General features: G+C 72.2%; 16 protein-coding genes and 5 tRNA genes. 14 read left to right on the top strand and 7 right to left on the bottom strand.

The window, feature by feature from the left end:
* Positions 1-6: 6 nt before the first annotated feature.
* Entirely contained in the window at positions 7-324 is a 318-nt protein-coding gene (locus tag ABKA17_RS30710) for a hypothetical protein (protein WP_353695547.1), read from the bottom strand.
* Between the two features lie 92 nt (positions 325-416).
* Here ABKA17_RS30710 and ABKA17_RS30705 point away from each other — a divergent pair, with 92 nt between their 5' ends.
* The 10 genes from ABKA17_RS30705 to ABKA17_RS30660 all read left to right on the top strand — a co-directional run bounded on the left by ABKA17_RS30705 (position 417) and on the right by ABKA17_RS30660 (position 13,300).
* Positions 417-1,067, top strand: coding sequence for an HAD family hydrolase (locus ABKA17_RS30705; RefSeq protein WP_353695546.1), 651 nt, complete (start codon positions 417-419; stop codon positions 1,065-1,067).
* Positions 1,068-1,389: 322 nt separating this feature from the next.
* Positions 1,390-2,430, top strand: a complete 1,041-nt coding sequence (locus ABKA17_RS30700; RefSeq protein ID WP_353695545.1) for a methionine ABC transporter ATP-binding protein — start codon at positions 1,390-1,392, stop codon at positions 2,428-2,430.
* Positions 2,427-3,152: a methionine ABC transporter permease gene (locus ABKA17_RS30695; protein WP_353695544.1), complete on the top strand. Its 726-nt coding sequence runs from the start codon at positions 2,427-2,429 to the stop codon at positions 3,150-3,152. The genes ABKA17_RS30700 and ABKA17_RS30695 overlap by 4 nt, the downstream gene beginning before the upstream one ends.
* 68 nt (positions 3,153-3,220) lie before the next feature.
* Positions 3,221-4,057 (top strand): MetQ/NlpA family ABC transporter substrate-binding protein, encoded by an 837-nt coding sequence (locus ABKA17_RS30690; protein ID WP_353695543.1) that lies wholly within the window; start codon positions 3,221-3,223, stop codon positions 4,055-4,057.
* Between the two features lie 156 nt (positions 4,058-4,213).
* Positions 4,214-4,852, top strand: a complete 639-nt coding sequence (locus tag ABKA17_RS30685; protein ID WP_353695542.1) for a GNAT family N-acetyltransferase — start codon at positions 4,214-4,216, stop codon at positions 4,850-4,852.
* Between the two features lie 104 nt (positions 4,853-4,956).
* A complete protein-coding gene (cbiE, locus tag ABKA17_RS30680) occupies positions 4,957-6,168 on the top strand; it encodes a precorrin-6y C5,15-methyltransferase (decarboxylating) subunit CbiE (protein WP_353695541.1) in 1,212 nt (403 codons plus the stop codon).
* A 368-nt stretch (positions 6,169-6,536) separates the two neighbouring features.
* Complete coding sequence (gene cobT / locus ABKA17_RS30675) at positions 6,537-10,649, top strand: nicotinate-nucleotide--dimethylbenzimidazole phosphoribosyltransferase (protein ID WP_353695540.1); 4,113 nt, start codon at positions 6,537-6,539, stop codon at positions 10,647-10,649.
* Between the two features lie 143 nt (positions 10,650-10,792).
* Entirely contained in the window at positions 10,793-12,025 is a 1,233-nt protein-coding gene (gene cobA, locus ABKA17_RS30670) for a uroporphyrinogen-III C-methyltransferase (protein ID WP_353695539.1), read from the top strand.
* 64 nt (positions 12,026-12,089) lie between these two features.
* On the top strand, positions 12,090-12,908 hold the full coding sequence (locus tag ABKA17_RS30665; protein ID WP_353695538.1) for a TrmH family RNA methyltransferase: 819 nt from the start codon (positions 12,090-12,092) through the stop codon (positions 12,906-12,908).
* On the top strand, positions 12,908-13,300 hold the full coding sequence (locus ABKA17_RS30660) for an NUDIX domain-containing protein (protein WP_353695537.1): 393 nt from the start codon (positions 12,908-12,910) through the stop codon (positions 13,298-13,300). The genes ABKA17_RS30665 and ABKA17_RS30660 overlap by 1 nt, the downstream gene beginning before the upstream one ends.
* Here the strand turns inward: ABKA17_RS30660 and ABKA17_RS30655 are convergent.
* The gene (locus ABKA17_RS30655) at positions 13,297-14,649 is read right to left on the bottom strand and encodes a serine/threonine-protein kinase (RefSeq protein ID WP_353695536.1); all 1,353 of its coding nucleotides are present in this window, start codon (positions 14,647-14,649) and stop codon (positions 13,297-13,299) included. The two genes, ABKA17_RS30660 and ABKA17_RS30655, sit on opposite strands and share 4 nt — an antisense overlap.
* A 196-nt stretch (positions 14,650-14,845) precedes the next feature.
* On the opposite strand from ABKA17_RS30655, the gene ABKA17_RS30650 reads away from it, so the two are divergent.
* The 4 genes from ABKA17_RS30650 (at position 14,846) to ABKA17_RS30635 (ending at position 17,178) form a co-directional block, all read left to right on the top strand.
* Positions 14,846-15,085 carry a DUF8836 family protein gene (locus ABKA17_RS30650; protein ID WP_353695535.1) on the top strand — a complete coding sequence of 80 codons (240 nt, stop codon included), beginning with the start codon at positions 14,846-14,848 and terminating at the stop codon, positions 15,083-15,085.
* Between the two features lie 235 nt (positions 15,086-15,320).
* The gene (locus ABKA17_RS30645; RefSeq protein WP_353695534.1) at positions 15,321-15,509 is read left to right on the top strand and encodes a hypothetical protein; all 189 of its coding nucleotides are present in this window, start codon (positions 15,321-15,323) and stop codon (positions 15,507-15,509) included.
* A gap of 359 nt (positions 15,510-15,868) precedes the next feature.
* On the top strand, positions 15,869-16,810 hold the full coding sequence (locus ABKA17_RS30640; RefSeq protein ID WP_353695533.1) for a phosphotransferase family protein: 942 nt from the start codon (positions 15,869-15,871) through the stop codon (positions 16,808-16,810).
* Between the two features lie 80 nt (positions 16,811-16,890).
* The gene (locus ABKA17_RS30635; RefSeq protein WP_353695532.1) at positions 16,891-17,178 is read left to right on the top strand and encodes a TFIIB-type zinc ribbon-containing protein; all 288 of its coding nucleotides are present in this window, start codon (positions 16,891-16,893) and stop codon (positions 17,176-17,178) included.
* A 54-nt stretch (positions 17,179-17,232) separates the two neighbouring features.
* Here the strand turns inward: ABKA17_RS30635 and ABKA17_RS30630 are convergent.
* From ABKA17_RS30630 to ABKA17_RS30610, 5 genes are all read right to left on the bottom strand, one after another.
* Positions 17,233-17,304 (bottom strand) — tRNA-Val (locus tag ABKA17_RS30630).
* A gap of 31 nt (positions 17,305-17,335) precedes the next feature.
* Positions 17,336-17,407: transfer RNA gene (locus ABKA17_RS30625), tRNA-Val, on the bottom strand.
* Positions 17,408-17,441: 34 nt separating this feature from the next.
* Positions 17,442-17,513 (bottom strand) — tRNA-Val (locus tag ABKA17_RS30620).
* A gap of 1 nt (position 17,514) precedes the next feature.
* Positions 17,515-17,588 (bottom strand) — tRNA-Cys (locus ABKA17_RS30615).
* 39 nt (positions 17,589-17,627) lie between these two features.
* A tRNA-Gly gene (locus tag ABKA17_RS30610) sits at positions 17,628-17,700 on the bottom strand.
* Positions 17,701-17,767 lie beyond the last annotated feature (67 nt).

Raw genomic sequence — 17,767 nt, 5'->3', positions numbered from 1 at the left:
ACCCTATTACGCCCCGAATCCCCCGAGCCCCTCGCCCCCGACCGCCCCGCCGGGAACCGGCCCGGCCGCCACGGTCCGGCGCCGGACGCGCCCGTGCGCCCCGGCGCCGGGAGCGGGGCGTGCGGTGGGCACCGGGCCCGGGGCAGTCTCGATCAGGTGGGCCAGAGTCCAGGCGATGCCGTAGGAGTCGTCCGGCCCGAAGCAGTTCGCCAGAGCCGCCGCCTCCTCGAGGGGCACGGGCCGGGGAATCGCCTCCGGCTGCCCTGCCCGCCGGTCGATCTCGTCCTCGTCGGCCTCCTGGTCCGGCAGCGGGCCGGCGCTCACGAAAACTCCCACCTCGGGACCCATGCCGTGACGATCGGCGCCCACGGCCCCGTCCGCCAAGCCCCGGCAGCCCGCCCCGTAGGGTCTAGACCATGACGATCCATGCGCAAGCCCTGCTCTTCGACAACGACGGCACCCTGGTCTCCTCCCTCGCCTCCGTGGACCGCTGCTGGCGGCAGTGGGCCGGGGAGTACGGGATCACGGCCGAGGAGTTCGAGCGGGTCGAGCTGCACGGTCGTACCGCCGCCGCGATAGTCGCCGACCTGCTGCCGGCCGAGGTCGTGCCCGAGGCGGTCGCGCGGGTCGAGCAGCTGGAGGTGGAGGACGTGCCCAACGGGGGCGTGCGGCTGCTGCCCGGGACCAGGGACTTCCTCGACTCCCTGCCCGCCGACCGCTGGGCCGTCGTCACCTCCGCCACCCGACGCCTCGCCGAGGCCCGCCTCGACGCCGTCGGCATCCTGCCCAAGACCCTCGTCGCCGCCGAGGACGTCACCCGCGGCAAGCCCGACCCCGAGCCGTACCTCCTCGCCGCCCGCGCACTCGGCGTCGACCCCGCCCGCTGCGTCGTCTTCGAGGACGCCCCCGCGGGTCTCCGAGCCGGTCGGGCCGCCGGAATGACCACCGTGGCATTGGCCACAACCCACCAGGCCCACGAACTCGACGCGGACCTCGTCGTCACCGACCTGTCGGCCCTGTCCGCGCTGGTCACCGACGGGGGAGTGGAGATCTCCGTCCGCCCCTGAGCCCTGTCCGCCGCTGTCCACCATGCGGACAGCGGCGGTTGGTAAGGACCATACGTCTGCTTTACTGATTCCATGACCACGACGAGCTGCCGCACCCTTGCGACCGAGGCGACCATGACGCCCGGTGCTCGTTGTATGTGTCGAATGTGCGCCTTCTAGAGGGCCCCCGCACCACCCCTGAGCCTCGCGCCCCGAAGCGAGCAGCCGTGGCATGTCCGTACGTGCTCCGCCGTATGTGACCGTGCTGCCCCGCGCACACCTTTCCTCTCGTGCCAAGGCACATCCACGCCCGCGTACGAATCTCGACAGTGATGGAATCCCAGTGATCACCACAACGGGCCTCACCAAGGTCTACCGCTCACGAGGCCGCGAGGTCACCGCCCTCGACGGCGTCGATCTCCACGTCCGCGAAGGCGAGGTGTACGGCGTCATCGGCCAGTCCGGCGCCGGCAAGTCGTCGCTGATCCGCTGCGTCAACCTGCTGGAGAAGCCCACCGCCGGCACGGTCACCGTCGCCGGCCAGGACCTCACCGCCCTCGCGGGCCGCGGTCCCCGGGCCGGCCGGGAACTCCGCCGGGCCCGCAGCCGTATCGGCATGGTCTTCCAGCACTTCAACCTGCTGTCCACCCGTACCGTCCAGGACAACGTCGAACTGCCCCTCGAAATCCTCGGCACCTCGGGGAAGGAGCGGTCGCGCAAGGCCCTCGAACTCCTCGACCTGGTCGGGCTCGCCGACAAGGCCAGGGCCTACCCCGCCCAGCTCTCCGGCGGCCAGAAGCAGCGTGTCGGCATCGCCCGCGCCCTCGCCGGCGACCCCAAGGTCCTGCTCTCCGACGAGGCCACCAGCGCCCTCGACCCGGAGACCACCCGCTCCATCCTCCAGCTGCTGCGCGACCTCAACCGGCAGCTCGGCCTCACCGTCCTCCTCATCACCCACGAGATGGACGTCGTGAAGTCGATCTGCGACTCCGCGGCCCTCATGGAGAACGGTCGCATCGTCGAGTCCGGCACCGTCAGCGAGCTCCTCGCCACCCCCGGCTCCGAACTCGCCACCGCGCTCTTCCCGGTCGGCGGCGAGGCCACCGGCGCCGACCGCACCGTCATCGACGTCACCTTCCACGGCGAGGCCGCGACCCAGCCGGTCATCTCCCAGCTGTCGCGCACCTACAACATCGACATCTCCATCCTCGGTGCCGCCATCGACACCGTCGGCGGCCTCCAGGTCGGCCGGATGCGCATCGAACTGCCCGGCCGCTACGAGGACAACGTCGTGCCGATCGGCTTCCTGCGCGAACAGGGACTTCAGATCGACGTCGTGGGTCAGGAGCCCGCGTCCGTGCTGGTGAAGGAAGGTGCCAAGTGACCTGGTCCGAGATGCAGCCCCTGCTGGAGCAGGCGTGTTGGGACACCCTCTACATGGTCGGCTGGTCCACCGCCATCGCCGTGGTCGGCGGCCTCCCGCTCGGCATCCTGCTGGTTCTGACCGACCGCGGCGGACTGCTCCAGAACGTCGTCGCCAACAAGGTCATCGGCCAGGTCGTGAACGTCGCCCGCTCGATGCCGTTCATCATCCTGATGGTCGCGCTGATGGGCTTCACCCGCTCCATCACGGGGACGACCATCGGCCGCGAGGCCGCGATCGTGCCGCTCGCCATCGGCGCCATCCCGTTCTTCGCGCGCCTGGTCGAGACGGCGGTCCGCGAAGTGGACGGCGGGCTGGTGGAGGCCGTGCAGTCGATGGGCGGCAACACCTGGACGATCGTCCGCAAGGTGCTCGTCCCCGAGTCGCTGCCCTCGGTGATCGCCAGCACGACCACCACGATCGTCGCCCTCATCGGCTACTCCGCCATGGCCGGCACGGTCGGCGCCGGAGGCCTCGGCGACATCGCCATCCGCTACGGCTACCAGCGCTTCGAGACCGAACTCATGTGGATCACGGTGGCGATCCTCGCCGTCGTCATCTCGGTCATCCAGTTCGCCGGCGACTACGCGGCCCGCTCGCTGCACAGTCGCGGCGGACGCGGCGGCCCGGCACCGAAGCTGCGGCTGCTGAAGGCCGCGACGGCGGACACGAAGACCGTCTGACCCCCCTCCGAAAACTTCCCCGCACACCCACCGCGGGGATGCTCTGCCCAAAAGGAAAGGCACTTTTCGTGCGTAACACCGCAAAGCTCACCACCGCCGTTCTCGCCGCCGGAACCCTCACCTTCGGGCTCACCGCGTGCGGCTCGGAGGACGCCACCTCTGCCGGCTCCTCCGACACGAGCGGCCCGCTGGTCGTCGCCGCGAGCCCCGTCCCGCACGCCGAGATCCTCAACTACGTCAAGGACAACCTGGCGAAGAAGGCCGGACTCGACCTGGAGGTCAAGGAGTTCACGGACTACGTCACGCCGAACACGGCGACCGAGGACGGCTCCGTGGACGCCAACTACTTCCAGAACCAGCCGTACCTCGACGACTTCAACAAGAAGAACGGCACCCACATCGTGCCCGTCGTCACGGTCCACCTGGAGCCGCTCGGCCTCTACTCGCACAAGGTGAAGAGCGCCGACGCCCTCAAGAGCGGCGCGACGATCGCCGTCCCGAACGACAGCGTCAACGAGGCCCGCGCCCTCAAGCTCCTCGACGCCAACGGGATCATCACGCTCAAGGACGGCGTGGGCAACGACGCGACCCCGGCCGACATCGCCAAGAACCCCAAGAACCTCGAGTTCAAGGAGCTGGAGGCGGCCCAGACCCCGCGCTCCCTGGATGACGTCGACGCCGCGGTCATCAACGGCAACTACGCCATCGAGGCCGACCTGAAGCCCGCCGACGACGCCCTCGTCCTGGAGTCCGCCACGGACAACCCGTACGGCAACTTCCTCGCGGTGAAGGACGGCAACGAGGACGACCCGCGCGTGAAGAAGCTCGCCAAGCTCCTGACGTCCGCCGAGGTCAAGAAGTTCATCGAGGACAAGTACGCCGGTTCCGTCATCCCGTCCTTCTGACCCGGCCTTCCGACACGTACTTCTGACACGTACCGATACGTACAGGGTCCACTCGATCACCCCGGGTGGACCCTGTAGTGCAGTTGAGTGCTTTCATGCTGCATGCTGGGCAGTTCAGCAGGACTTGAAGGTCTTCCGAAGGTTACGGAGCGGCGCATGACTAGCACCTTCCCCAACATCTCCATCAGCACGGAGCGGTTGGTGCTGCGTGCCCTCGACGAGGACGACGTGCCCGCGCTGACAGAGATGATGAACGACGAGCAGATCGCCGCCTGGACCTCCGTCCCGCAGCCCTTCACCCAGGACGGCGCGCACGCCTGGATCACCGAGTACGCGCCAACCGAACGGGAGTCCGGCCGCGGACTCGACCTCGCCGTCACCGAGTTCCTCACCCAGCGCCTGGTGGGCGTCGTCCAACTCACCAAGACCAACTGGCACATCCGCTCCACCGAGCTGTCGTACATCATCGCCCCCTGGGCCCGCGGCGAGGGCTACGCCTCGGAGGCGGCGCTCGCCACCGCCCAATGGCTGTTCACGGACCAGAAGTTCGAACGCATAGAGCTGCGCACGGCCGCCGACAACACCGCCTCCCAGCAGGTCGCCCAGAAGATCGGCTGTATCAGCGAGGGCGTGCTGCGCAACGCCTGCATAGCGCGGGTCCGTACCGAGGACGACACCTGGGCCGACGTCCGCACCGACTTCATCGTCTGGAGCCTGCTGCCGGAGGACGTGGAGAGCGCCGGCGAGCAGTTGACCGACTCCGACGGTTTCACGTCGTACGGCGACTGGAACTGAACCAGAGGGCTCAAGGGACCGCTGCCGTGTTCGCCGGGCCGACCAGGTACCCTCACGGAGCCCGCCCCTGACGACCTGCGCGAACCCTCTGGAGACTGACGAAAATGGCCGACCGGGTCACGGTGATCGGCTGGGACGGCTCGCCGCTGACCGCCGCGGCACGCGCCGCGCTCGGCGCCGCCACGCTGGTGGCGGGCGCCGCCCATCACCTGGCACTGCCCGAGGTGCCCGCCTCCGCCGAACGCATCCGCCTCGGCAGCGTCTCGCTGGCCGCCCGCCGGATCGCTGGTCATCGCGGCACCGCGGTCGTGTTCGCCGACGGGGACCCCGGGTACTTCGGAGTCGTACGAACCCTGCGCGCGCCCGAGTTCGGCCTGGAGGTCGAGGTCGTGCCCGCCGTCTCCTCGGTCGCCGCCGCCTTCGCCCGCGCGGGCATGCCCTGGGACGACGCCCAGGTGGTCGTGGCACACCGGCGCACCCTGCGACGCGCGGTGAACGTGTGCCGCGCCCACACCAAGGTCGCCGTCCTCACCTCACCCGGCGCCGGCCCCGCCGAACTCGGCCTCCTCCTCGAAGGCGTCCACCGCACCTTCGTCATCTGCGAGGAACTCGGCACCGAGCGCGAACAGGTCACGATCCTCACCTCCGACAAGGCCGCCGACCACAGCTGGCGCGACCCGAACGTCGTCATCGTCATCGGCGGCCCCGTGAGCCCGCAGGACGGCGGCGGCTGGATCTCCGGCCGCGAGCCGGCCGCCGGACCCCGCGGCTGGGCACTGCCCGCCGAGGCCTACGACGGCCCGCTCGGCGAGGGCGAGACCGAGCTGCTGCGCGCGGCCCAACTCGCCCGGCTCGGGCCCCGCGTCGGCGACCTCGTGTGGGACATCGGCTGCGGCGGCGGAGCCTTCGCCGTCGAGGCCGCCCGGGCCGGTGCCGCCGTGCTCGCCGTCGACCGGGACCTCATCGCCTGCGGCCGCACCGACGCCGCCGCCCGCCGCCTCGGCGTCCAGCTCCAGATCGTGCGCGGCACCGCCCCGCACGTCCTGGAGAACCTCCCCGAGCCGGACGTCGTACGCGTCGGCGGCGGGGGAGCGGCCGTCGTCTCCGCGGTCGCCGACCGCCGTCCGCAGCGCATCGTCACCCACGCCATGACCCGCGACGAGGCCGAACTCGTCGGCCGTGACCTGACCGAACACGGCTACCGCGTCGAGTGCGCCCTCATCCAGTCCGTCGAACTCGACACCCGGGCCTGGACGGAGACGGAGCGGAGCGTCGCGTTCCTGCTCAGCGGGGTCCTCCCGGACCGCACGGCCTGACCCGGTTCGCCGTCCCGGTGATCCTGTTGTCGTACCGCGCGCGGTAGGCTGGCCGACTGTTGTACCGCTCCGGGTGGCCCGGCCTTTCGTTCGTCAATGTCCGGAAAACGCGCCCGTTTTGGGGTAGGTGTGGTACGGCAGAACCGGAGGACGCGCAACGTGGCGCAGTCCACAGCGGGCTGTCGCGGATCAACCTGTCGCGACGGGGGAACGGCCGGGACAATGCCAGTTAATGGCTTTGTCGTCTTTCTCGGCGGGCCGTTCGTGCCGCTGGGCACGCACGCTCGTTCTTCACTGCGGGGGGCGGTCGGTGCGCCGTTCCCGGTGAGCTGGTCGTAGAAGCACTAACCGATGGGCGAGGGGTACGCATGACCGACACCGGCCAGGTCCCGGGCGAGGGACTGCCGGAGAACGCAGGCATGGTGGAGCAGCCGGGCGTTCCCGCGCACGGTGCGTACACCTACCTCTCCGAGACCACCGCCGAGGACGAAGACCTGTTGCTGCTGCCCGGTGCCCAGGGCGCCTGGGGCAACGAGGTCGCCCCACCGGCGCCGGAGCCGGTCGTCGAGACCGTCCACGAGCCCGGACCGCACGAGATGTCCGGCCGCGACAGCGGCTCGCACGACCTCAGCGCGGTCCGCCCGCCCGACCCGGCACCGGCCCCGTCGCTGCCGATCCCGCCCATCACTCCGCGCCGGCCCCTGCACCTCGGCCCGCCCATTCCGGACGCCTCCGCCAGCCCGGTCCGCTCCCTCGCCGACCGCGGCCCCGCGGGCGCCCCGGTGCGCCAGGCGGGCCCGCCGACCGTCGGCCCCGAATACCTCGACGTCCCGCAGCCGCTGCGCGAGATGTCCCCGCAGGGCGCCACCCCTTGGGGCGCCCCGGCTCCGGTGAGCGCCGTGGCCCCGGCTGCCGAAACGGTTGTCCCGGTGCCGGAGCAGGCCCCCGAACCGGTGGGCGCCGCCCAGGCCACCATGGCCCGCCTCACCACGGAAGCGGTCGCCGCGACCGGAGCACCGCAGCCCCAGGACGGCGGGTACACCGAGCAGGCCGCCGTGGGTGCCGACGGCATGCCCGTCGCCGAAGCGACCTACGAGACCGAGGGCGTCCAGGCGCCGGAGGCCGCGGGTGCTCCCGGGGACGGCTACGCGCCGGTGCCCGAAGGAGCCTCGGTGCCCGAGGGAGTCCCGGCGCCCGAGGGCGCTCCCACGGACGCGGGCGCAGACGCGGACACGGGCGCGGGCGCGTACGCGCAGGCCGGTGGCGCTGAGGTGCCGGTGTCCGGAGAGCTCCCGGAGGCCGCTGACCTGGCCGCGGTGGCGCCCGCGCACGCGGGGGAGGCTGAGGTGGCGGGGGAGGCCCCCGTCGCCTCGCACGTTCCGGACGCCGCGCCCCTCCCGGACGCCGTACCTCTCCCGGCCGAGGCGACCGCACCGGACGCCGCGGAGGCACCGGTGATCGCCGCGCCCGTCCCGGAAGGCGCGGAAGCTCCCACGGCCGAGGCGACGGGTGAGCCCGGCCCGACCGAGGGCGCCGACGCCGGCACCGCCTCCGCTCCGGAGGCCGGGCAACTCCCGGTCGCCGAGGACGTCGTCGACCCAGCCCAGACCTCGGTCGCCGTGGACGCGACCGAAGTGACCGGCGCAACCGACGTGGCCGACACCCCTCAGTTCCCGGATGTCGTCCCCGCACCCGACGCCGAGCAGATCCCGGACGCCGTGCCCGTGCCGGACGCCGCCCAGACCCCCGAGGCGCCGCTCGCGTCCGAGACCGTCGAACCCGCGCCCCTGCCGGTGCAGGAGGTGCCCGGTCCCGAGGCCGATCAGGTCGTTGCCCCCACCGCCGTAGCCGAGGCCATCGAGCCGCAGGCCGTGCCGGTGCAGGCGTCGGAGCCCGTCGGCCCCGAGTCCGGCCAGGAGCCGGCACCCCTGGCCGCCGTGACCGAGACCGCCGTACCGGACCTCGCGCCGGCCGCCGAAGCCGCCGCGCCCGAGCCCGCGCCGATGCCCGAAGCGGCCCTCCCGGCGTCCGACCTCGCACCGGCCCCCGAGGCCGAGCAGGTCGTCACCCCCGCCGAAGCCGCAGTACCGATGCCGCCGCCGGCCCCCGAAGCCGTCCCCCCCGCCCCGGAGGCCCCCGAAGCCGTGCCGTTCCCCGAGCCCGCCGAGGCGGAGCAGCCGCCGCAGCCCGTGGACGCCGTGGCCGTCGCGCAGCCGGAGGCGCCCGTCGCCGTCGCGGAGCACATCGCGCAGCCGGAGAGCATCCCCGCCGAAGCGGCCCCCGTGGGCGCCCCGCAAGAGCGAACCGAGCAGCCGGCCCTCGTCGACGCCGCCGTACAGCCCGCCGACGTCCCCGACACCCACGACCCGGTGACCGCCGTCTCCCCGGCCGACGCCCCCTCCGACGACCTCCAGGCCGTCCCCGCGCAGGGCGACCCGGTCCCGGCGCAGTCGCTCGTCGGCGAACCCGCGGGCCCCCAGGTCCTGTTCGTCGACCAGGCCCAGCCGGTCGCGGAGGTGCCGCCGCCGTTGGGTCAGTTCGTGCCGGTCGAGGGCTCGGTGCCGACGACCCCGCACCTCGCGCCGACCCCGCCGCAGGCGCTCGTCCTCCCCCCGGAGGAGCACCCCGCGGTCCCCGCGCCCCGCGACGGCGACCCGGAACTCGTACAGCACGCCGACGACCTGGACACCCGGGCCGCCGATCAGGAAGAAAGCACGGCCCCCGTGGAAGAAGTACGCCAGTCCACCGGCCCGGCCGCGCCCGCCTACGACGACGCCGAGCGCGAGGCCGTCCTGAAGGTCATGCGTGAGCGCCGCGACATCCGCAACGGCTTCCGCGGCGACCCCATCCCGCACGAGGTGCTGCTCCGCGTCCTGGAGGCGGCCCACACCGCGCCGTCCGTCGGCCACTCGCAGCCGTGGGACTTCGTGGTCATCCGCTCCGCGGACACCCGGCGCTCCATGCACGAACTGGCCATGCGCCAGCGCGACGCGTACGCCAAGTCCCTCCCCAAGGGCCGGGCGAAGCAGTTCAAGGAACTGAAGATCGAGGCCATCCTCGACACCCCGGTCAACATCGTCGTCACCGCCGACCCGACCCGCGGCGGCCGCCACACCCTCGGCCGGCACACCCAGCCGCAGATGGCCCCGTACTCCTCCGCGCTCGCCGTCGAGAACCTCTGGCTCGCCGCCCGCGCCGAGGGCCTCGGCGTCGGCTGGGTCAGCTTCTTCGACGAGCGCGAGATGGTCCGCGCCCTGGGCCTGCCCGAGCACCTCGAAGTCGTCGCCTACCTCTGCGTCGGCTACGTCGACGAGTTCCCGGACGAGCCCGAGCTGATGCAGGCCGGCTGGTCCAAGCGCCGCCCGCTGTCCTGGGTGGTGCACGAGGAGACGTACGGCCGTCGCGCGCTGCCCGGTGAGGAGCCGCACGACCTGCTCGCCGAGACCGTCGCCCAGATCCGCCCGCTGGACGCCAAGGCGCTCGGCGAGGCCTGGGAACGCCAGAAGCGGATGACCAAGCCGCCGGGCTCGCTCGGCATGCTGGAGATCATCTCCGCGCAGCTGTCCGGGCTGTCCCGGCAGTGCCCGCCGCCGATCCCGGAGCCCGCGGCCGTCGCGATCTTCGCCGGCGACCACGGTGTGCACGCCCAGGGCGTCACCCCCTGGCCGCAGGAGGTGACCGCCCAGATGGTCGCCAACTTCCTCGGCGGCGGCGCGGTCTGCAACGCCTTCGCCAGTCAGGTCGGCGCGGAGGTGTGCGTGGTGGACGTCGGTGTCGCCGCCGACCTCCCCGCCACCCCCGGTCTGCTGCCCCGCAAGGTCCGCGCGGGCACCTCCGACATGACCACCGGTCCCGCGATGACCCGCGAGGAGGCCAAGCAGGCCATCGAGGTCGGCATCGAGACCGCCCGCGACCTGGTGGCGGCCGGCAACAAGGCCCTCCTGACGGGCGAGATGGGCATCGCGAACACCACCGCGTCCGCCGCCCTGATCTCCGTCTTCACGGACACCGACCCGGCCGAGGTCACCGGCCGGGGCACCGGCATCAACGACGAGACCCTCGCCCGCAAGACCGAGGTCGTCCGCCGTGCCATCGAGGTCCACCAGCCGGACCCGGCCGACCCCATCGGCGTACTCGCCGCGCTCGGCGGCTTCGAACACGCCGCCATGGTCGGCCTCCTGCTCGGCGGCGCCTCCCTGCGCACCCCGGTCATCCTGGACGGCGTCAGCGCCGGCGCCGCAGCCCTGGTCGCCCGTGCCATCGCCCCCGAGGTGTTGGCGGCCTGCATCGCCGGCCACCGCAGCGCGGAGCCCGGGCACGTGGCCGCCCTCAACAAGCTCGGCCTGCGCCCCCTGGTCGACCTCGACCTCCGCCTCGGCGAGGGCACGGGTGCCCTGCTCGCCCTGCCGCTGGTGCAGAGCACCGCACGCGCGATGCACGAGGTGGCGACGTTCGACTCGGCGGGCGTCACCGAGAAGTAGCGCCGGTACGGGGGTGGGGTGGGCGTCCGTCGCGCCGACCCCACCCCCGCCGTACGCTGAATCCGCAGCTTAAAATCCGCACGTCAGGGCAGCTCCAGAGCCGTAGCGCCCATCGCATCGCCCGTACGAGGAGCCGCACCCTCATGGCCGAAAACCCCGCCTACCCCGTAGGCCTCCGTCTCACCGGCCGCAAGGTCGTCGTCCTCGGCGGCGGTCAGGTCGCCCAGCGCCGCCTGCCGGCCCTGATCGCGGCGGGCGCGGACGTCCTCCTCGTGTCGCCCGAGGCGACCCCCTCGGTCGAGGCCATGGCGGACACGGGCGAGATCACCTGGGAGAAGCGGCCGTACGCCGAAGGCGACCTCGCCGACGCCTGGTACGCCCTGATCGCCACCAGCGACACCGACGCGAACACCGCGGCCTCCGCCGAAGCCGAGGCGCACCGCGTCTGGTGCGTCCGCTCCGACGACGCCGACCGGGCGACGGCCTGGACGCCCGCCACCGGCCACAGCGAGGGCGTCACCGTGGCCGTCCTGACCACGGACGCGCGCGGCCGCGACCCCCGCCACACCGCCGCCATCCGCGACGCCGTGGTCGAAGGCCTCCGCGACGGCACCCTGGTGGCGCCCCACCACCGCACCCGCACGGCGGGCGTCGCCCTCGTCGGCGGCGGCCCCGGCGACCCGGACCTCATCACGGTCCGCGGCCGTCGCCTGCTCGCCGAGGCCGACGTCGTCATCGCCGACCGCCTCGGCCCGCGCGACCTCCTCGCCGAACTCCCGCCGCACGTCGAGGTGATCGACGCGGCGAAGATCCCCTACGGCCGTTTCATGGCACAGGAGGCCATCAACAACGCCCTGATCGAGCACGCCAAGCAGGGCAAGTCGGTGGTCCGGCTGAAGGGTGGCGACCCCTACGTCTTCGGCCGTGGCATGGAGGAACTGCACGCCCTCGCCGAGGCCGGCATCCCCTGCACCGTCGTCCCCGGCATCTCCAGCTCGATCTCGGTCCCGGGCGCGGCCGGCATCCCGGTCACCCACCGCGGTGTCGCACACGAGTTCACGGTGGTCAGCGGCCATGTCGCCCCTGACGACGAGCGGTCCCTGGTCGACTGGCCGTCGCTCGCGAAGCTGACCGGCACCCTGGTCGTCCTCATGGGCGTCGACAAGATCGGAAAGATCGCCGAGACGCTCGTCGCCCACGGCAAGTCCCCGGACACCCCGGTCGCCCTCGTTCAGGAGGGCACGACGGCCGCCCAGCGCCGCGTCGACGCCACCCTCGCGACGGTCGCCGAGACGGTCGTCGCGCGGGAGGTCAGGCCGCCGGCCGTCATCGTCATCGGCGAGGTCGTCAACGTCGGCCCCGAGGCATCCGAGTAACCCCGGGTAACCCAACTCGTTCCCAGCCGTTGGCACCGCACCCAGAGCAAGGCAGTATCACCCTGTGGCCGATCTCATCACCGTCGAGGATCCCGAAGACCCGCGCCTGCGCGACTACACAGGCCTGACCGACGTCGAACTGCGCCGCAAGCGAGAACCCGCCGAGGGCCTGTTCATCGCCGAGGGCGAGAAGGTCATCAGAAGGGCCAAGGACGCCGGGTACGAGATGCGTTCGATGCTGCTGTCCGCCAAGTGGGTCGACGTCATGCGCGACGTCATCGACGAACTCCCGGCCCCGGTCTACGCGGTCAGCCCGGAGCTCGCCGAGCGGGTCACCGGCTACCACGTGCACCGCGGCGCGCTCGCCTCCATGCAGCGCAAGCCGCTCCCGACGGCCACCGACCTCCTCCAGACCGCCCGCCGGGTGGTGGTCATGGAGTCGGTCAACGACCACACCAACATCGGCGCGATCTTCCGCTCGGCGGCGGCGCTCGGCATGGACGCGGTCCTGCTCTCCCCGGACTGCGCGGACCCCCTCTACCGCCGCAGCGTCAAGGTCTCGATGGGCGCGGTCTTCTCCGTCCCCTACGCCCGTCTCGACAGCTGGCCCAAGAGCCTGGAGTCGGTGCGCGAGGCGGGCTTCTCGCTCCTGGCCCTCACCCCGGACGAGAAGGCCAAGACCCTCGACGAGGCCGCCCCGCACCGGATGGACCGGGTCGCCCTGATGCTCGGCGCGGAAGGCGACGGCCTGTCCACCCAGGCCCTGGTCGCCGCCGACGAATGGGTCCGCATCCCGATGGCCCACGGCGTCGACTCCCTCAACGTGGGCGCGGCGGCAGCGGTCGCCTTCTACGCGGTGGCCACGGGCCGCCCCGAACTCTGATGGCGCGGGGCGAGGCGATCGTCGCGGTCCTGCTGAGAGGCGACCGATTGCTGGTCGTCCGCCGCGGCCCCACCATCTCCCGCCCCGGCTACTGGCAACCGCTCAGCGGCCGCATCGAACCGGGCGAGACCCAGCGGGACGCACTCCTGCGCGAGGTCCGTGAGGAGGTCGGCCTCACCGTCGTCCCCCTGGCGAAGGTCTGGGAGTCACAGACCGACGACGGCCGCTTCCGCCTCCACTGGTGGACGGCCCGCGCCGACGACGGCGAGGTGATCCCCGACCCCGTGGAAGTGGCCGAGGCCCGCTGGATCACCCCGGACGAGTTCCCCACCCTCGCGCCGATCTTCGAGGGCGACCTCGAATTCTTCGACAGAATCCTGCCGACCCTCTAGTCGGACGTCCCATCCGTGGGCGGCAGATGCATCTGCTGATGCCGTACGACATCACGGTTGCCGTCGAGCCCACGGGCGGGCCCCTGGCACCCCTGGGCCGCGGCGATGCCGAGCGCGACCAGCAGCGTCACCACCACGAACACGAACAGCCGCTGCCGCAGCAGGCGAGGATTCGCCGGGCGCCGCCCCGTCCCGGTGGTCCGCGGCCCCGGCCGACCGGTACCGCTCCTCGGCGTCGGACGGTTGCCGGAGCGCGTGGTGTCACGCGAGGCGGGCGTGGGCCGCGTCCCGCCCCGGGAGGCCGTGGCACCGCCCCGGGACGGAGCCCCGTTCCGCGAGGACGGCGCGGGCCCGCGCGAGACCGGGCCGCGGGGCGGGGGAGTGCGCTGGGTGGGCCCCGGCGCCTGCCCCTGCGGGCGTCGCTGCACCCGCTGCTGCTCCGGATTGCTCTCGGCGAGCCGCCCGGTGGGCCGGTCCACGTCACCCGCCCGCGGACCGGGCGGCCGTACATCCGCGAGACCCTGGGCCTCCCGAGCGGCGATCTCCTTGAGCCGCAACGACAGTTGGAGCGTGCTGGGCCGCTCCTCCGGGTCCTTCGCGAGACAGGCCCGCACGAGCGGAGCCAGCGCGTCCGGCACCCCGGCCAGCTGTGCCTCCTCGTGCACCACGCGGTACAGCATCACCTCGGAACTGCCGTGCCCGAAGGGCGAGTCACCCATCGAGGCGTACGCCAGCGTGGCCCCCAGCGAGAACACATCCGTGGCCGGGGTGACGGCGGCGCCGCGCACCTGCTCGGGCGCGAGGAAGCCGGGCGACCCGACGGCCGTCCCCACATGCGTAAGAGTCGAGGCCCCCGTGGCCCAGGCGATGCCGAAGTCGATGATCCGCGGCCCCTTGGGGGACAACAGGATGTTGGAGGGCTTGAGATCCCGGTGCACGACCCCGGCCTCATGCACCGCCACGAGCCCCTCCGACAGGGCGGCCCCGATGGCGGCGACCTCGGCCGCGACCAGGGAGCCCTCGTCGGCGACCTTGTCGTGCAGGGAGGGCCCGGGCACGTACTGCGTGGCGAACCACGGCCGCTCGGCGTCCAGATCGGCGGCGACGAGCCGGGCGGTGCAACCACCCCTGATCCGTCGCGCGGCGGAGACCTCACGGGCGAACCGCGAGCGGAACTCCTGGTCCTCCGCGAGATCGGGCCGGATCACCTTCAGCGCGACCCGCTGCCCCTTCTTGTCGGAGCCCAGGTAGACGACGCCCATCCCGCCCGCGCCGAGCCGTCTGTGAAGCCTGAACGAGCCGACGACGCGCGGGTCCTCGCGCCTCAGGCGCATCATCGCCATGTTCATCCCCGCTGCCCGGTCCGTGTGACGAGCGACAGCTTACGTTTCCACGGCCGCCCGCGCGCAGAGGCCGCGCCCTCTCGTCCCGACGGATTGTCAGTGCCGGGTGGGAGAATTGAGAGGTGGTCAGGGAGCGTGGAAGCAGGGCGCCGTTGCCGTACCGGCACTCCCAACCACCCACCGAAGAAGGGGGATTGAACCCGTGAAGGGTGATCGCGTGGAGATAGTCGTGGATGCGGGGGACACGACCCGTACCTACGAGGTGGTGGCGAGCAGGGCGGGCCGTCGGGTGGAGACGGCGGTACGTCGAGGTGTCGTGGAAGTGAGCGAAGTCACCCGGAGCGGCTCGGTGGTCCGCACCGCCCGCTTCATGGCGAACCGCGTGCTGGCGCTGGTCGAGCAGCCGGTGCCGCGCGAGGACGCCTCGGAGAAAGCAGGATAGACCGGGCACCCCCTCAGGGAAGACCCGGAGACCTAGGTCCCCGTCTCCACCCAGGGGAGTACTCCGCAGGTCATGGCTCATCCTCCGGGAGGCCCGGCAATCGGTACGAGGGCATGACGCCCGCAGGACGCCGGGCACCTAGATTTGAGGTCAAGCGGCGGGTGCAGCACTCGTCCCCCGAGGTCAGACACCCGCCGCTGCCAAAGACAACGCAAGAACGGTCAGGAGAGGGACCATGGCCCACACGGCACCGCGGACACTGATCCGCACCCAGGAGCGCAAGCCCCGCCGTCAGGGTCGTCGCCACCCCTTGGTGGCGACACTCATGGCCCTCCCCCTGGCGGCCCTGCTCCTCCTCGTCTTCGACGGCTGGGAGACGGTGGCCACACAGGCGTCGTCCGTGGGAGTGATGCTGGGGCGCTGAGCGGCGACCCCAGGCCCGGAAGAGCGGTCCGGGCGGGGACATCCACCCATGAAACCCCGTGGGGACGGGGGTGCGGCGGACGGCAAAAAATGCCGGCGCAGCTGGGGAGCTGCGCCGGCATTGCTGTGTCCTGTCCCTCTGAATGCCGGCCCAGGCAATCCCAGCCCGTCCGGCGTTTGAGGACAAGGCCCCTTCAGGGCCGTCGGGGGTCCAGGGGGCGGAGCCCCCTGGGGGCGGGGTCGAAGGGGCGGCAGCCCCTGGTGGATGGGAACGGGTAGGGGCGGCGGGGGCGAAACACTCCAGGCCCGCCACAACGCCACGTACCCTCGCCACCAGACCCGCACCGCCCAGGGAGCCCCGTGACCCCCACCCCCCTGCTCACCGAGCTCACGTCGAGAGCCCGAGCCCAGGCCCACACAGCCACAACGGCCTGCCCCTGCGGCGCAACCGTCCTAGCCGACCGCCCCGACGCCACAGTCGTCCGCCACGCCGACACCGTAGCCAAGGCCCACGCCCCCGGAACCGACCCCACCGAGCTGACCCCCCGCCTCACCACCGCGACAGCCCTCCCCGACACCCTCCTCCCCCCACTCACCCCGACCCCGGTCGACCTCCACGACCGCCTCGTCACCTTCTGGCCCTACGGCACCCCCGTGGACCCGGACGACCCCGACGCGGCCCCCTGGGAGGAGGCGGCGACCCTCCTCGCCCACCTCCACCGAACCCCCGCCCCACCCGGCCTCCCCGAGATGCGCGGCCCGGCCAAGGCGGCCCAGGCCGTCACCCGCCTCCGCACCACCACAGGCACCCCCGAACACCTCGTGCGCCCCGTCCTCACCGCCTGGTCCGCTCTCCCGCCCTGGGCCCGCGCCGAGACCCCCATGCCGGACACCACCACCCTCTGCCACGGCGACCTCCACCTCGGCCAGCTCGTCCGCCACCCCGCCCCCGACGGCCCGTGGCGACTCATCGACGTCGACGACCTGGGACGAGGCGTCCCCGCCTGGGACCTCGCCCGCCCGGCCGCCTGGTACGCCTGCGGCCTGCTCCCGCCCGACGAATGGGCACGTTTCCTCGCCGCCTACCGCGCCGCCGACGGCCCGGCCGTCCCCGCGCACGGCGACCCCTGGCCCGCCCTGGACGTCCCGGCCCGCGCCCTCACCGTGCAGACCGCGGCCCGCGCCATCGCCAAGGCCGTCACCGCGGACCGCCCCCTGGACGAGGTCGAACAGTGCCTCGTCGACGCCTGTGCCCGAATGGGTTCCGCCCCACCCGAGTTGACCCGGACCAACGCGAAGTAGGGTGCAACCGACCGGAGCCGGACAGTGTCTGTCCTGGCGTAACGCGAAGCAGGACCAACCGGCGAGGAGTTGAGCCGACGATGCAGTGTCCGAAGTGTCACGCGCCCATGCACACGTACAACCGCAACGGTATTCAGATCGAGCAGTGCAGCGGCTGCCGCGGGATCTTCCTCGACTACGGCGAGCTGGAGGCGCTGACCCGGGTGGAGTCCCAGTGGTCCCAGCCCGCTCCGCCGCCCCCGGCCGCCCCGCAGGCCTACCCGGCGGCACCCGCGGCTCCCGCCTGGGGTGCCCCGCACGGCGGTCATGGCGGCCACTACGGTCACAAGCGCCACAAGAGCTTCGGCCACATGCTGTTCTCCAGCTGACAGCCGACCGGCCACGAAGAAGCCCCCGGCCGCAGGGCCGGGGGCTTCGGTGTGTGCGCGATACTGGGATTGAACCAGTGACCTCTTCCGTGTCAGGGAAGCGCTCTCCCGCTGAGCTAATCGCGCGGGATCACGGCTACGGGCCGTGTGTACTGCGTGCGCGATACTGGGATTGAACCAGTGACCTCTTCCGTGTCAGGGAAGCGCTCTCCCGCTGAGCTAATCGCGCGGGTCAGACCTTCGGTGATCTGTCGAAGATCCAGTGGACGATACTGGGATTGAACCAGTGACCTCTTCCGTGTCAGGGAAGCGCTCTCCCGCTGAGCTAATCGTCCTTGGAGGTGGAGACGGGATTTGAACCCGTGTAGACGGCTTTGCAGGCCGTTGCCTCGCCTCTCGGCCACTCCACCAGGAGTGTAGGGGGTCGGGAAGATCCCCTTGCTCTTTCGAGCGAACGACGAGGTTCGAACTCGCGACCTCAACCTTGGCAAGGTTGCGCTCTACCAACTGAGCTACGTTCGCCTGTCTTTCCGTCCCGCTCTCGCGGCCCGGCGACGTGTTGAACTCTAGCGGATTCCGGGGCCAGCAC

Origin of the sequence: Streptomyces sp. RG80 (assembly GCF_040446465.1) — a bacterium.
Taxonomy (GTDB): domain Bacteria; phylum Actinomycetota; class Actinomycetes; order Streptomycetales; family Streptomycetaceae; genus Streptomyces.
The sequence above is the reverse complement of the archived record's forward strand: the minus strand, read 5'-3'. Positions and strand labels throughout refer to the sequence as shown.